Source organism: Streptomyces virginiae, assembly GCF_000720455.1.
In the GTDB taxonomy this organism is placed as follows: domain Bacteria; phylum Actinomycetota; class Actinomycetes; order Streptomycetales; family Streptomycetaceae; genus Streptomyces; species Streptomyces virginiae.
This window is the reverse complement of sequence record NZ_JOAK01000024.1, coordinates 1-14,566: the sequence shown is the minus strand read 5'-3', so window position 1 is coordinate 14,566 and position 14,566 is coordinate 1. Positions and strand designations below refer to the sequence as shown.

The 14,566-nt window shown below is 72.2% G+C and carries 15 protein-coding genes; 10 read left to right on the top strand and 5 right to left on the bottom strand.

The features are described from left to right. The first annotated feature begins 17 nt into the window (after window positions 1-17). Both IG86_RS0128685 and IG86_RS0128680 read left to right on the top strand, forming a co-directional pair. Window positions 18-518, top strand: coding sequence for a GNAT family N-acetyltransferase (locus IG86_RS0128685; RefSeq protein ID WP_051785485.1), 501 nt, complete (start codon window positions 18-20; stop codon window positions 516-518). A 4-nt stretch (window positions 519-522) separates the two neighbouring features. Then, window positions 523-1,332, top strand: coding sequence for a pentapeptide repeat-containing protein (locus IG86_RS0128680; protein WP_030823121.1), 810 nt, complete (start codon window positions 523-525; stop codon window positions 1,330-1,332). A 291-nt stretch (window positions 1,333-1,623) separates the two neighbouring features. On the opposite strand, the gene IG86_RS0128675 is transcribed toward IG86_RS0128680, so the two are convergent. The 4 genes from IG86_RS0128675 to IG86_RS43715 all read right to left on the bottom strand — a co-directional run bounded on the left by IG86_RS0128675 (window position 1,624) and on the right by IG86_RS43715 (window position 5,106). After that, window positions 1,624-2,733 carry a CU044_5270 family protein gene (locus tag IG86_RS0128675; protein ID WP_030823119.1) on the bottom strand — a complete coding sequence of 370 codons (1,110 nt, stop codon included), beginning with the start codon at window positions 2,731-2,733 and terminating at the stop codon, window positions 1,624-1,626. Further along, window positions 2,733-3,359, bottom strand: coding sequence for an RNA polymerase sigma factor (locus IG86_RS0128670; RefSeq protein ID WP_030659111.1), 627 nt, complete (start codon window positions 3,357-3,359; stop codon window positions 2,733-2,735). The genes IG86_RS0128675 and IG86_RS0128670 overlap by 1 nt, the downstream gene beginning before the upstream one ends. 238 nt (window positions 3,360-3,597) lie before the next feature. Further along, on the bottom strand, window positions 3,598-4,767 hold the full coding sequence (locus IG86_RS0128665; RefSeq protein ID WP_078906071.1) for a YunG family protein: 1,170 nt from the start codon (window positions 4,765-4,767) through the stop codon (window positions 3,598-3,600). A gap of 39 nt (window positions 4,768-4,806) precedes the next feature. Then, a complete protein-coding gene (locus IG86_RS43715) occupies window positions 4,807-5,106 on the bottom strand; it encodes a hypothetical protein (protein WP_167751172.1) in 300 nt (99 codons plus the stop codon). On the opposite strand from IG86_RS43715, the gene IG86_RS43710 reads away from it, so the two are divergent. The 7 genes from IG86_RS43710 to IG86_RS0128625 all read left to right on the top strand — a co-directional run bounded on the left by IG86_RS43710 (window position 5,093) and on the right by IG86_RS0128625 (window position 13,034). Next, window positions 5,093-5,299 carry a hypothetical protein gene (locus IG86_RS43710; RefSeq protein WP_167751171.1) on the top strand — a complete coding sequence of 69 codons (207 nt, stop codon included), beginning with the start codon at window positions 5,093-5,095 and terminating at the stop codon, window positions 5,297-5,299. The genes IG86_RS43715 and IG86_RS43710 overlap by 14 nt on opposite strands. Window positions 5,300-5,785: 486 nt before the next feature. Next, on the top strand, window positions 5,786-6,094 hold the full coding sequence (locus tag IG86_RS0128650; protein WP_008742356.1) for a hypothetical protein: 309 nt from the start codon (window positions 5,786-5,788) through the stop codon (window positions 6,092-6,094). A gap of 103 nt (window positions 6,095-6,197) precedes the next feature. After that, complete coding sequence (locus IG86_RS0128645) at window positions 6,198-7,028, top strand: DUF8175 domain-containg protein (RefSeq protein ID WP_030900723.1); 831 nt, start codon at window positions 6,198-6,200, stop codon at window positions 7,026-7,028. Next, complete coding sequence (locus IG86_RS0128640; protein ID WP_030900721.1) at window positions 7,018-8,340, top strand: hypothetical protein; 1,323 nt, start codon at window positions 7,018-7,020, stop codon at window positions 8,338-8,340. The genes IG86_RS0128645 and IG86_RS0128640 overlap by 11 nt, the downstream gene beginning before the upstream one ends. Continuing rightward, window positions 8,337-9,899: an SCO6880 family protein gene (locus IG86_RS0128635; RefSeq protein ID WP_030659119.1), complete on the top strand. Its 1,563-nt coding sequence runs from the start codon at window positions 8,337-8,339 to the stop codon at window positions 9,897-9,899. Before IG86_RS0128640 ends, IG86_RS0128635 begins: the two co-directional genes overlap by 4 nt. A gap of 19 nt (window positions 9,900-9,918) precedes the next feature. Beyond that, complete coding sequence (locus IG86_RS0128630; RefSeq protein ID WP_030823107.1) at window positions 9,919-11,337, top strand: ATP-binding protein; 1,419 nt, start codon at window positions 9,919-9,921, stop codon at window positions 11,335-11,337. Window positions 11,338-11,339: 2 nt separating this feature from the next. Then, window positions 11,340-13,034, top strand: a complete 1,695-nt coding sequence (locus IG86_RS0128625; RefSeq protein ID WP_030900718.1) for a P-loop NTPase family protein — start codon at window positions 11,340-11,342, stop codon at window positions 13,032-13,034. Here IG86_RS0128625 and IG86_RS0128620 read toward each other — a convergent pair. After that, the gene (locus tag IG86_RS0128620) at window positions 13,031-13,597 is read right to left on the bottom strand and encodes a GNAT family N-acetyltransferase (protein ID WP_030823101.1); all 567 of its coding nucleotides are present in this window, start codon (window positions 13,595-13,597) and stop codon (window positions 13,031-13,033) included. The genes IG86_RS0128625 and IG86_RS0128620 overlap by 4 nt on opposite strands. 39 nt (window positions 13,598-13,636) lie before the next feature. Between IG86_RS0128620 and IG86_RS0128615 the strand changes: the two genes are divergently transcribed. Continuing rightward, window positions 13,637-14,467 (top strand): DUF3626 domain-containing protein, encoded by an 831-nt coding sequence (locus IG86_RS0128615; protein ID WP_030900716.1) that lies wholly within the window; start codon window positions 13,637-13,639, stop codon window positions 14,465-14,467. Window positions 14,468-14,566 lie beyond the last annotated feature (99 nt).

Below are 14,566 nucleotides of genomic sequence, written 5' to 3'. Positions count from 1 at the left end.
TGGCACACACTTGAGGCATGGACCTTCCACAGCCCCTCGCCCTGCGCCCGTTCCACCCGGCCGCCGACGCCCCCACGCTGCGCAGCTGGCTCTCGGGCCCCACCGACCTCATGACCTGGGCCGGTCCGAACTTCCGCTGGCCCCTGGACGACGCCCAGCTCATCGCGTATGCCGCCGAGCCCGGCCGCCGCACGTGGACCGGGGTGTCCCCGGACGGCACCCCGCTCGGGCACGTCTCCCTCGCCGACGGCCGCCTGGGCCGCGTCCTGATCGCCCCCGGGGCCCGCGGCCGGGGTCTGGGCGAGCGGCTCGTCTCCCTCGCCGTCTCCGTCGGCTTCGACGAGCTGGCCCTCCCGGAGATCGCCCTGGGCGTGTGGACCCACAACACGGCGGCGCTGCGCATCTACGAGAAGCTCGGCTTCCGCACGACGGCGACCCTCGAAGCCGTCGAGACCGTCGACGGCACGCCCTGGAGCGTCCACCGGATGCGCCTCACCGCGTCCGACCGACGACAATGAAGGCGTGTCCCACAGCCTGCCCCTCCTGCAAGCCGACTGCGCGAACTGCTTCGCGCTCTGCTGCGTCGCCCTGCCCTTCGCCAAGTCCACCGACTTCGCCGTGAACAAGCCCGCCGGAACCCCCTGCAAGAACCTCCGGGAGGACTTCCGCTGCGGCATCCACACCCGGCTGCGCGACCAGGGCTTCCCGGGCTGCACCGTCTTCGACTGCTTCGGCGCGGGCCAGCAGGTCTCCCAGGTCACCTTCGGCGGCCGCGATTGGCGCACCCACCCCGAGACCCGCGGCGAGATGTTCGACGTCTTCCCGGTGATGCGACAGCTGCACGAGCTGCTCTTCTACGTGGACCAGGCGCTGGCCCTCCCCGACGCCGCCCCGGTCCACCCCGAGCTGCGCCGCGTGCTCGCCGAGACGGAGCAGTGGACGCGCGCCGACGCCGCCGCCCTCGCGGACCTGGACGTCACGGCCCTGCGGGGACGGATCAACACGCTGCTCCTGAAGACCAGCGAGCTGGTCCGCGCCAAGGTCCCGGGCCGCAAGAAGAACCACCGCGGCGCCGACCTGATGGGCGCCCGCCTCTCCGGGGCGAACCTGCGCGGGGCGAACCTCCGCGGCGCCTACCTGATCGCCGCCGACCTCTCCCGCGCCGACCTGCGCACCGCCGACCTGATCGGCGCGGACCTCCGCGACGCGAACCTGCGCGGCGCGGACCTCCGCGGAGCCGTCTTCCTCACCCAGCCCCAACTGAACGCGGCCCACGGCGACCCGAAGACCCACATCCCCCGCACCCTCACCCGCCCCACCCACTGGACCTGACCCGGCCTGCACTCGACGCACGGGCCCCGGGGCGGAGCCCCGACCTTCGCCCGGGGCGGGGCCCCGCTCTTCCAGCCCCGCCGGCGTTTGAGGCGCGGGGCCCGGGGCGGAGCCCCGCTCTTCCAGCCCCGCCGGCGTTTGAGGCGCGGGGACCCGGGGGCGGAGCCCCGCTCTTCCAGCCCCGCCGGCGTTTGAGGCGCGGGGGCCCGGGGGCAGCGCCCCCGCAACGGCGCCGCACCCGGCAACGCACCGGCAGGCCCCGGATCCGCCGAGCCCGCGGCCAGCGAAGGGTCAGCCGGCCGACCCCGGAACCTCCTTCAACCGGTCGACGACGGCCCGGCTCACCACGGCACTGGTGGACACGACCGTGCCCGGCTTGATCAGCCCCTCCTCGCCGGCCTCACCCTGCACCTGGACGACCCGCTCCCCGAGGAACGCGAGCGTCTCCCGGTCGAAGATCCACTCCTCCCGCTGCCCGGTCTTCTCCTCCAGCCGGGCGACCGCGATCCCGTGACGGCCCGCGGCGTCGACCGCGTCCTCCACGGTCACCACCCCCGGGATCTTCGCCGCGGTCTTGTAGAGCGCGGCCGCCAGCTCGGCCGACGGGTACGTGCCCCGCAACAGGTCGCCGATCGTGGTGAAGGCCTCCTGATCGGGTCCGGTGCCCATCCCCCGGGTCTCCTCGTAGATCTTCCTCAGGAGCACGTCGGGGTCGGTGGGCAGCGTGGCGAGGTAGTTGTGGCTGGGCGCGTTCAGGTACGGCGTGGGCGTCTCACCCTTCTCGTTCTTTCCCGCCAGCGTCACGCCCTTCGGGCCGGTGTTGCCGGGCTCGATCAGCCAGCCGTCGAGGCCGTCCGGGGAGTTCCACTGGTGTCGCATGTGAAGCTCCTGGCTGACCAGGGTGCTCTTGTCCCCGACGGTCTTCACGTACGTGGTGGCCGTCTTGCTGCCGATGTAGATGAACTGGTCCGCGCGCACCTTCGGCGCACCGCCGGACGTGGCGGCCGCCAGGGAGATGCGGTCCAGGAGCTGCGGCGTGCCCTTGGCGTCGGCGGTGCCGATCCGGGTGGTCATCGCCGGACCCGTGGCGATGGTGGAGCCGGCTCCGTCCGCGCCGCCCCCGTCCACGTAGGTGAGGAAGCCGGCGGCGAGCGCGCCGGCCAGGGCGAAGGCCCCGGCGGGCACGAGGACCGCACTGCGCAGGAAGGGGCCGCGCGCCCTCGTCCCACGGACGGTCGCGGGGCCGGCGTCGGCGGCTCGGAGGTCTTCGTGGATCTGCGCCATCAGTCGCTCCTTGTGGAACTGGTGGCGGCCCGCGGGAAGTTCCCGTTCGGCGAACGGCAGGGGGAGCGAGTCCTCCTCCCGGCCGGCCGGGCGGCGCCGGGAAAGGTCGGCGTTCATCAGATTCCCTCCTGTGCGGACCGGACCGCCTTCGCGCGGTCCTCATATGCCTGTCGGGACCGGGCCGCGAGTTCCCGTCCGTTCTTCTTCAGTTCCGCGTCGGCGAGCTTGCGCAGCTTCGTACGGGCCCGCGACAGCCTGGAACGCACGGTTCCCACCGGAATGCCGAGGACCCGGGCGGCCTCGGCGTACTCCAGGCCCTCGCACAGGCACAGCAGGAGGACTTCACGCTCGGGCCGGCGCAGCGCGCTCAACTGCGCCAGCGTGGCCGCGATCTGCCGCCGGTCGTCCAGCCGCCCGGCCACCTCCTCGGCGTGATCGGGCACGGCCGCGGCACCCGCCGCCGCCGCGGCCACCGCGGCGGCGGCCCGGAAGCGGCGGTTGCTGCGGCAGTGGTTGCGGGCGATGTTGGTGGTGATCCCCAGGAGCCAGGGCCGGAGGGAGCCGCCCTCGGGATCGACCGTGCCGCGCAGCCGCCACGCCTCCAGGAAGGCCGCCGACATGACGTCCTCCGCGACGGCCCAGTCCCCGGTCATCCGGAAGGCATGGTTGTAGAGGGTGCGGGAGTAGCTGTCGAACAGCTCCGCATAGGCGTCCGGATCACCGGACCGCACCCGGGTTCGCATCTCTGTGGTCACTCCTGTCGGCTGTCCGGCACCCCCGACAGAGTTCCCGTGACCTGCGTCACGCCCGCCGGGCAGCCCAGGAGCACCCTACGAACCACTCACCGCCCGACCACCCCCAGGGCCGCACGACGCACACGACCGCGGCCCCACGCCCCGGCGACTACGCCCCGCGAAGGGGCGACCCACGACGCCCCGATCCGGCGATCCGGCGACCCGGCGACCCGGCGACCAGCCGAGATCACACAGCCGCTCCCCGCCCCACCCGCGCCAAGAAGGCCCGCACGGCGGCGAAGTACCCCTCCGGGTCCCCCACCCGCACCGCGTGCCCCGCCGGCAACTCCACCAGCCGCACCCCCGCCCTGCGCACCGTCATCTCCCGCGCGTGCTCCGCCGACAGCACCCCGCTGCGGTCCCCCCGCACCAGCAGCGTCGGCGTCCGCACCGCCAGCCAGTCCCCCCAGTGGTCACCGTTCAGCCCCTGCTGGGACTCGACCATGTCCTCCACCTCGAACGCGGTCCCCCACCCGTCCGGGTACTCCCGTACCGCCCCCTCCAGATACGGCGCGGAGCTCCCCAGCCCCGCCAGGAAACCGGCCCGGGTCGTGGCCCGCCGCGGCCAGGCCCGCGCGAACGACAGGTCGCCGTCGACCACCGCACCGATGTCCTCGACCACCACCGCCCGCACGAGGTCCGGCCGCCGCGCGGCCAGCTGGTAGGCGTTGACCCCGCCCAGCGAATGCCCCAGCACCACCGCGGGCCCCAGCCCCACGTGCTCCAGCAGCGCCGCCGCGTCCGCGACGTACCCCTCCCGCGTGTACTCCCCCGCCCGGTCGGAATCCCCCTGCCCACGCTGGTCCAGGGCGATCACCCGCCACGCCGGACCCACCTCCCGGGCCAGCCGCTCGAAGTCCGCCCCCGCCCCGAAGTGCCCGTGCAGCGCCAGCAGCGGCGCGCCCGGCCCGCCGAAATCCGTGTAGGCCAGGCGCCGCCCGTCCCGCGCCACCATCACCCCCGGCAACGGCCCCAGCTTGTCGATCACCCGCTGCCGCAGCAGCTGGTACTCCTCCCACCGCCGCTTCAGCCGCCCGCCCGGCCGCTTCACCACGCGCCCGGGCGTGACCGTCTCACCCCGCCGGAACTGCTCCCGCGTCAGATCGACCCGGATGCCCCCGGGCAGCAGGTTCCACCAGTGGTAGCCCTCCTGCCGCCCCCCGTGGAACACCTCGCCCAGCACCAGGTCCCCGCCCACGAGGTCCTGCACGACCAGGGCGGTGATGTCGCATTGCCCCCAGGCCGGATTCTCCGGAGTCCAGGGCACCCGGCTGATGTCGGCCGGCTCGCAGGTCTCGGCGGACCATCCCGCCCGAATGGCAGCCTCGAGATCCGCAAGAGTCCAGGTAGTCGTCATCCCCTCAGCGTGCCGCACCCCACTGACAACGCGGCGGCCTCAGGGATTGATGACCGCGGCCCAGCCCAGGGTGCAGGTCAGCGTCAGCGTGCACGAGGTCTCGAACACCGCCCCGGCGGTGGTGAGCACCTTCACGTAGACCCGGTCGGCGACCTTGACGGCCACCCCGCAGGCGTTCCTCGGATACCCCGGCGTCTGCCGGTGGTTGGTCAGGTCCTTCCACGCATAGGCACCGGTCGGCGCGCTGCGATAGCCGACGTACGTCCGCCCCCGGGTCAGCGCCGCGCTGTACTCGGCACCCGACATCGACCCCGGAACCCCGACCGTGTCGATGTCCACGCACGGCCCCGGCGGCCCCGCCGGACCCCGCTCGGCCTTCGGCTTCGTCCCCCCGCGCGGCGCCGGACAGGCCGTACCGCGGCCACCCGCCGCCCCCTTCGGCCCGCCCTTCGCGGCAGCGGCCCCCGTCTTTCCGCACACCTCGGCCACCACCGGCGCGGCCTCCCGCACGGCGGCCGCCGCGGGCGCCTGAACACCCCCGAGGACCAGCACCAACGGCACGGCCAGACCCCCGGCCGGCCACACGCGCCGAGCCGCCCCGAACACGGAACCCATCGTTCACTCCCTGCGTCGTCCCAGCTGACGACGTGGAGCTTCACCCGCGATCCGGCGTACGGATGGAATACTGACGGAATGTCGGACTTATGTCAGCGACTCGGCCCAACGACACGCGACCCCACTGCTCCGAACGGCGGCCACTCGCCCCGCCCCCCGTACGCCGAGAGGGCAATCATTGCCCGGCGTCACCCCCCGTGATACACAGAGTGACCGCACGTTCTTGCGGATGGACGGCAGCCCGGCCCAGGTCAGAGCGCGGAAGCCGGTCGCGGGCCGGGAGATCGGGTAAAGAGAGCCGACAAGTCGACGACGGCGGCGGTTTCATCAGCGAAGATAGTGCGTGACCCCTGCCGTCGGGCAGCGGGCCTCCGGAACTACCCATACAGGGGCGGTGAGTTACATGATCCTGGCAGCCGAAAAGGGCGACATCACCACCATCATCGGCGGAATCGCCCCGAACTGGGGGCCGTTCGGCAGTCTCGGCAACGAAGCGAAGGTCATGATCGAGGTGGTCATGGCCGTGGCGATCCTCCTCTGCCTCGGCATCGCCATCTGGGGCGCGGCCAAACAGCGCATCGGCGCGACCGCCCTGCGCGACACGTTCAGCGCGGAACAGGGCAAGGGCCTGATCGTGGCCGGCCTCACGGGCGTCTTCATCATCGGCTCCCTCGGCACGCTCTTCACGATCGTCTACGGAATGGCCGTCTAGCCCGACCGACCACCGGTGGCCCCGACCTGATGAGGACTCACCACACCGCATCCACGCGGGAACCAGCGCTACCGTCGTACGACGCGGAGGGGGCGGAAACGGAATGAGCAACGACGACCAGTACGGCGGCGGCGGCCACGGCGAGGTCGGCGGCACGGGCCAGACCCGCACCCGCCTCCCGGAGGCCCCCGCCGACCCGTACGGCCCCGCCCGCCGCACCTCCCGCGCCCCCCGCAGCCTGGTCACCGTGGTCGGCGTGGTGGTCCTCCTCATCGCCGCCATCGCCTTCGCGAACCAGGCCCCCGACACCCCCGACGCCAAACCCGCGGACGACACCCCGTCCGCCACCTCCACCTCGGCCACCGGCACCGACCCCGTCACCGGCAGGACCGCCGGCATCCCGAAGGGCTTCGCCCACGACGAACAGGGCGCCCAATCGGCCGCCGCCAACTACGCGGTGGCCCTCGGCTCCGACGGCATGTTCAGGAAGACCACCCGGCACGCCCTCGTCGACGGCATCTACGCACCCGACGTGGCGTCCAGAATGAAGGCCCCGCAGGACGAGGCCTACTCGGCGGCGTTCCTCGCCCAGCTCGGCCTCGACGCGAACGGCAACGCCCCTCAGGGCAGCACCTTCGTCACGCGTACCGTCCCGATCGGCACCCGCGTCGAGAGCTACACGCCGACCGCCGCGAAGGTCTCCGTCTGGTACACCGGCCTGATCGGCATGTCCGGCACCAAGTCCACCGACCCGGTCCGGACCCTCTGGAAGACCTGGACCTTCGAACTGAGTTGGATCGGCGAGGACTGGAAAGTCGTCGACGACACCCAACAGGACGGGCCCGCCCCGGTTCCCGGCGATGTCCCCGTGTCGACGTCCGACGACATGAGCAAGGCCATCAAGGAATTCGGAGGATTCACCTATGCCCGCTAGCCTCCGGCTTCCCGCCCGGCTGGGCGTGATCTCCTCCGCCCACGCCGCCCTCGTCGTCCTGGCCACCCGCGCCCACGCCGCCCCGAACCCGACACCGACGCCGTCCCCCTCGGCACCAGCCGTGAACAAGGACTGCGATCTCCTGATCGGGTCGGCCAAGGACTACTGCCTCAAGGGCGATGGCGCAGCAACCGGCGGAACCTCCGGCAGAGGACTCGACTCCACCGGCGCTGAAGCCCTCAACCCCCTAGCCTCCCTCGCCAAGGGCTGCGCCGACGCCGCAGCCTGGATCGTCACCAAGCTCAGCGAAGCGGTCAAGGGCAGCGCCAACGTCGACTTCACCAACGCCACCTTCCTCAAGCAGTACGCCGTCGTCTTCGCCGCCTCCACCATCCTCACGCTCGTCCTGTGGCTCTTCGCCGTCGCCAAGCGAGCCGTCCGCGGCGTCCCCCTCACCACCGCCATCTCCGAAGCCATCGGCTTCCTCTGGCTCACCGTCCTGGCCTCCGCCTTCACCCCCCTGATCCTCTACACCGTCGTCTCCGCCACCGACGGCGTCACCGAGGTCATCGCCTCCGCCACCGGCGGCCAGACCGACGTCTTCTTCGGCTCCTTCTCCGAGGCCCTCAAGAAGGGCGACGACATCGGCGGCGGCCCGATCATGCTGATCGTCGTCGCCCTCGTCACCGTCCTCGCCGCCGGCATCCTCTTCCTCGAACTCTTCATCCGGGCCGCCCTCCTCTACGTGGGCGCCCTCCTCGGCGTCGTCGTCTACTCCGGGCTCGTCGACCGCAACCTCTGGGGCCACGTCCGCCGCTGGGCCGGCATCATGATCGCCGTCATCCTCGTGAAGCCGGTCATCGTCATCGTCCTCGGCCTCGCCGGAGCCCTCACCGGCGAACAGGGCCCCAACGCCTTCTCCGCCGTCGTCACCGGCCTCTCCATCATCCTCCTGGCGATCTTCGCCTCCGCGATGATCTACCGCTTCGTCCCCGGCTTCGGCGACGAGATCGCCTCCGCCCGCGCCGGCCGCAGCAAGGCCACCGACGGAGCCCAGGCCGCCGCCGTCATCAGCTCCCCGGCCTCCCTCGTCTCCCAGGGCATCAAGACCCACAGCAGCCGCGGCGCCCACCGCGGAGGCGACGGCGGCGGCAGCGCGCCCCGCCCCGCCAACCCCCTCTCCGGAGGCGTGGCCGCCCACAGCAGCCGCCCCACCTCCGGCGGCGGGGCCGGCGGCGGATCTGTCCCCTCCGCCGCACCCCCGCCCCGCACGAGCTCGAGCACGAGGAACACAGGAGGTGACGGGCGTTGACGACCCAGTCCCACCAGCTGCACCCGGTCGCGCCCCGCCGCACGTATCTCATCGGCCGCGCCCGGCCGAACGCGATCGTCGGCAAGAACCGCGAGACCGGCGAGATCGCCCTCATCATCACCGGGGCGTTCTTCGGCATGATGAGCGGACTGCTCGTCCCCGACCTCACCCTGCGCATCGTCAGTCTCGTCGGCTTCCCGCTCCTCGCGCTCGCCGCCGTGTACGTCCCCTACAAGGGCCGCACCTTCTACCGCTGGTTCGAGATCAGCCGCAGCTACAAGCGCACCCTGCGCCGCGGCACCACCTACCGCTCCGGCGCCATGGAAGCCGGCGTCCGCGCCGCCGACGGCCGCGAGGTCGAGGTCGGCCCGCCCCCCGGCATCGGCCGCATCAACTGGCTCGCCGCCCCCTTCGGCCCCGACGAGATCGCCGTACTCCTCCACGCCGACCGCCGCACCGTCACCGCCGCCATCGAGATCGAGGGCCCCGGCGTGGGCCTGCGCGACAGCGAGGACCAAGAAGCCCTCGTCGACCGCTTCGGCACCCTCCTCAAGCACGTCGCCAACGGCGACGGCTTCGTCACCCGCCTCCAGATGCTGGCCCGCACCCTGCCCGCCGACCCCGACGCCCACGCCAAGGACGTCGCCCAACGCGGCGACACCCAGGCCCCCGTCTGGCTGCGCGACTCCTACGACCAGCTCCAGTCGATGGTGTCCACCTCCTCCGAGCAGCACCGCGCCTACCTCGTCGCCTGCATGCACTACACCCGCGACCTGGCCGCCGAAGCCGTCACCATCGCCCGCGCGACCACCCCCCACAAGGGCCGCAAGCTCGACCGCGACGCCGGCCTCGCCATCGTCATGGCCCGCGAACTCACCGACATCTGCGCCCGCCTCGCCGAAGCCGACATCCGCGTCCGCCAGCCCCTCGGCCAGGGCCGCCTCGCCTCCCTCGTGCACTCCATGTACGACCCGGACCACCCCATCGACCACATCCAGGCCATGACCAAGCGCAACGCCTGGCCGGCCGAACTCGACGCGGTGGAACCCACCTTCCTCCAGGCCAAGACCCGCGAGTCCTCCACCCGCGCCCCCTGGTGCCACGCCACCGCCTGGGTCAAGGAATGGCCCATGACCCCCGTCGGCGTGAACTTCCTCGCCCCGCTCCTCGTCCACACCCCCGACGTCATCCGCACCGTCGCCGTCACCATGGACCTGGAACCCACCGAGGTCGCCATCGAGCGCATGCTCACCGAGAAGACCAACGACGAGGCCGACGCCTCCCGCGCCGCCAAGATGAACCGCACCGTCGACCCCCGCGACATCGCCGCCCACGGCCGGCTCGACCAGAGGGGTGAAGATCTCGCCAGCGGCGCTGCCGGAGTCAACCTGGTCGGGTACATCACGGTGTCCTCGCGTTCACCGGAGGCCCTCGCCCGCGACAAGCGGACCATCCGCGCCTCGGCCGGCAAGTCCTACCTGAAGCTGGAATGGTGCGACCGCGAGCACCACCGCGCCTTCGTCAACACCCTGCCGTTCGCCACCGGCATCCGACGCTAGCTGGAGGGAAGACCCGCCCATGCGAGATCCCATGACAGCGCTGACGGACGCCTTCACCAGCTTCCTCTTCGGCAAAGTCGAAACCACGCGCCTGCCCGTACGCACCTCCACCGGGCAGGCGCAAGCCGTCTACCTCCCCACCGCCGCCCCCGGCCTCGGCGACTCCGGCGTCATCATCGGCCGCGAGGTCTACAGCGGCAAGGGCTACATCTACGACCCCTTCCAGCTGTACGGACAGCAGCTCCCCGCCCCCCACTGGCTGGTCCTCGGCGAATCCGGCAACGGCAAGTCCGCCCTGGAGAAGACCTACGTCCTGCGCCAGCTCCGCTTCAAGGACCGCCAGGTCGTCGTCCTCGACGCCCAGGGCGAAGACGGCGTCGGCGAATGGAACCTCATCGCCCAGCAGCTGGGGATAACCCCCATCCGCCTGGACCCCATCGCCGCCAACGACTCCGGGATCCGCCTCAACCCCCTCGACCCGGCCATCACCGCGACCGGGCAGCTCGCCCTGCTCCGCACCATCATCGAAGTCGCCATGGGCCACGGCCTCGACGAGCGCGCCGGCTTCGCCCTCAAGGTCGCCCACGCCCACGTCGTCGACACCATCCGCGACCGCCAGCCCGTCCTCACCGACATCGTCGAGCAACTGCGCCACCCCGAAGCCGAATCCGCACTCGCCATGAACGTCGACATAGACGATGTCCGGGCCTGGGGCCTCGACGTCGCGCTCGTCATCGACCGCCTCGTCGACGGCGACCTGCGCGGCATGTTCGACGGCCCCACGACCGTCGGCATCGACCTCGACGCCCCCTTGATCGTCTTCGACCTCTCCCACATCGACCGCAACTCCATCGCCATGCCCATCCTCATGGCGATCGTCGGTGTCTGGCTGGAGCACACCTGGATCCGGCCCGACCGCAAGAAGCGCATCTTCCTCGTCGAAGAGGCCTGGCACATCATCAACAGCCCGTTCGTCGCACAGCTGTTCCAGCGCCTCCTGAAGTTCGGCCGGCGTCTCGGCCTGTCCTTCGTGGCCGTCGTCCACCACCTCTCCGACGTCGTCGACGGCGCCGCCGCACGCGAAGCCGCGGCCATCCTCAAAATGGCCTCCACCCGCACCATCTACGCCCAGAAGGCCGACGAGGCCCGCGCCACGGGCCGCGTACTCGGGCTGCCCCGCTGGGCGGTGGAAATCATCCCCACGCTCACCCCGGGCATCGCCGTCTGGGACGTCAACGGCAACGTCCAGGTCGTCAAACACCTGATCACCGAAGCCGAACGCCCCCTGGTCTTCACCGACCGCGCCATGACCGAGTCCTCGACCCCGCCCCGCCTCCCCGCCGACCTCCTCGCCGCCGAACTGGAAGCGGAGGAACGCGCCCTGTCGATCGAACGCAGCCGCGGCGGCAGCCCCGGATCCGCGACCACGGTGGCCTGACCATGCACGACGCACGACGTACGGAACCCCCCGCGCGCGGCGGCGGCATCCCGGACGGCCTGCTGGTCGCCCTCCTGGCCTTCCTCCTCGGCCTGGCCGTCCTCGTCTGGACGGCCACCGGCCTGGCCGCGCTCTTCGCGAAGGGCTCCTGGCCCGACACCGTCACCTTCACCCGCACCCCGGCGGCCGTCCGCGCCCTGATAGGGCAGCCCCACGACATCCCGGGCGCCTGGCCGGACACCGACCCGGCGGCCCTTTCCGGCTGGGGCCTCTTCTGGGGCCTGTTCGTCAGCCAGCTGCTGATCCTGTTCGTCCTGACGGTCTTCGTCATCGGCGTGGTGGCCCGCACCAAGTCCCGCCACGCCCTGTCGAAGCACACGCCGGCAACCCCGCTACCGGAGCCGGCCCATCGAACCGCGCCGACGCCCAATACAGCCCCGCCGACGCTCGAGGCGCGGGGGTCCGGGGGCAGCGCCCCCGCGGTTCCAGCCCCGCCGGCGTTCGAGGCGCGGGGATCCGGGGGCAGCGCCCCCGCGGTTCCAGCCCCGCCGGCGCTTGAGGCGCGGGGGTTCGGGGGCAGCGCCCCCGCGGTTCCAGCCCCGCCGGCGTTCGAGACGCGGGGGTCCGGGGGCAGCGCCCCCGCGGTTCCAGCCCCGCCGGCGTTCGAGACGCGGGGGTCCGGGGGCAGCGCCCCCGCCACCCACACCGGCCCGACCGATGACGCCTACCGCTACGGCTTCGGTTACGCCCCCGGGCCGGCAGCCACCACCGTCACGCCCGCCCTCGCCCCGCACGGGATCACGTACGGCGGCCCCGACGACCGCCACCGCGTCGCAGCCCACCGCATCGCCGAGACGGAGGGCGCGGCCCTGGTCGTGACGTCCTCTCCCGCCCTCTGGGCCGAGACCAAGGACGCCCGCGCCAAACTCGGCCCGGTGCTCCTCTACGACCCCTCCCACCTGTGCGACACCCCGGCCCGCATGCACTGGAACCCCGCCGAGGGCTGCGCCGACCGCGACACCGCCGCCGCCCGCGCGGTCGCCCTGCTGACCCCCGTACGCCCGCAGGCCCGGATGGACGAGGCCGTGGCCGACACCGCCGAAACGCTCCTGCGCAGCTGGCTCCAGGCCGCCGCCCTCGACGACCGCCCGTTCAAGCAACTCCACCGCTGGACCCAGGGCAACAGCGGCCAGGACCCGGTACGCATCCTGCGCACCCACCCCCAGGCCGCCGCGGGCGCCGCCGGCGAATTGGAGAGCGCCCTCACCGCGCACCCGGAACGCCGCGAGCTCGCCCTGAACCTGACGGCCCGTGCCCTCTCCTGCCTGACCTCGATCCACATCCGCGAGGCCTGCAATCCGAACCGAACAGATGCCCTCACCTTGGCTTCATTCGTCGCCGAAGGGGGAACCCTCTACCTGGTGGGTGAAGCTCTGGAGGATCCCCGTACCCACCCGGGTGCGATGCCGTTGCTGACCGCACTCGCCTCTCACGTGGTCGAGCACGGCCGCCGCATGGCCGCACGGTCATCCCACGGTCGGCTCGACCCACCACTGTCCCTGGTGCTGGACGATGTGGCGGCCGTGGCCCCGATCCCCCAGCTCCCGGAGCTGCTGACCGGGGACACGCTTCCCCTCCTGGCCCTGTGCCGCAGCCGTGAACAGGCCCGCTCCCGCTGGCCCGGAGCCGACCTCTAGCCTGCGGGCCGCCGGAGCACGTACTCCAGTTCCTTGGCGCCCGGGTTCCCGGGCACGGGCACCACGACACCGGTCGGCTCGAAGCCGTACCTCCGGTAGAAGGCGCCGGCCCGGCCGTTGTCCTCGTGCACGAAGAGCCGTACTCGGTCCAGGGCCGGCTCCTCCAGCCCCCAGGCCCACTCCAGGGCGGCGGCGAACAGGGCCTCGGTCAGTCCGGTCCCGCGCTGCTCGGTCCGTACGAACACCCCGACCACATGGCCCTGCGTCCGCTCGACGTCCTGGTCGAAGAAGTCGACGGTCCCGCCCTCCTCGACGAGCACGGTCACCGAGCCGTCCCACCGCCCGTCGGCGGCCTCGGCGACGAACTGCCGGGCGGCCCGCCCGTGCGACGCGCCCTCGGCCCGCCCCCGCCAGAACTCGTCGGGGTGCCCCTCGGCCTGCTCGACCGTCTCGAGGAAGGCGACCGGAGCCGCAGGGTCCTTGAGCCCGGCGATCCGCAGTTCCTTGACCTTCTCCCACTCATCGGCGCGCACCGGACGTATCACATGCTGGAGTTCGTTCATGAGCGGTGATCCTAACCATCCATCAGCCAGACTTCACCCATGAATCCGCACGTCAGAGCCATCGACCACGTCACCGCGCGCTCTTTCGGCCGCCCCCTGGACCCGACCCTCGCGGTGACCTTGAACTTCCACCCCGACCGCTGGTCGGGAGACCGCCCGATCCTCGCCTCCCTGGCGGAGGACGGCGTGTACCGCTCCCAGTTCGTCACGGGCACCGGCAACGGCGGTCTCACCGCCCACCCGGGCGGCGCCCGCTGGCTCTGGGAGAGCCGCATATTCGGCGGAGCGTATGACGACGCCCCACCCGAGTCCCGTCCGGTCTACGGCGCCCTGAACTTCCGCCACAACCCGGCCGGCGCCGCACCGCGCTTCGGCTCGGCCCACTTCCGCCTCACGCCGGCAGCCCTGCCGCTGACCACGTTCTGCTACCCGGACAGCTACCTCGAACCGGAATCCTTCGGCGTCGCGGACCGCATGTCCCTGATCGCGCTGGCCGAAGCCGACGACCAGGACGCCCTCGACGACTACATCGAAGCCCAGGTCCACACACCGGTCCTGCTGGAACGCGATGTGGCCGCCCTCGTACTGGACCCCAGCTACCGGGACACGCCGGTCGAGGCGGCGGCCGCCCGACTGCCCTGCCCGGTGGAATGGCACCCGGGCTTCCGGCTCACGGTCGACGAACTCCGCCGCCACCCCGAATACCGCGGCCAGGAGTACGTCGACCTCGGCGCGGACATCGCCGTCGGGGGCCGGCTGACCCCCCGCATCCTGGGCGAGGCAGCCCGCACGGGCCGGTACGAAGAACAGGCCCTCAAGCGGGTCTGGCACTACCTGGCCCGCTTCGGAATGCAACAACAGCACCCCTGAAACGCAGAAAAGCCCCGCACCGAACCCTGAACGGGCTGGTGCGGGGCTTTCCCACAATGATTGTTCGGCGGCGTCCTACTCTCCCACAGGGTCCCCCCT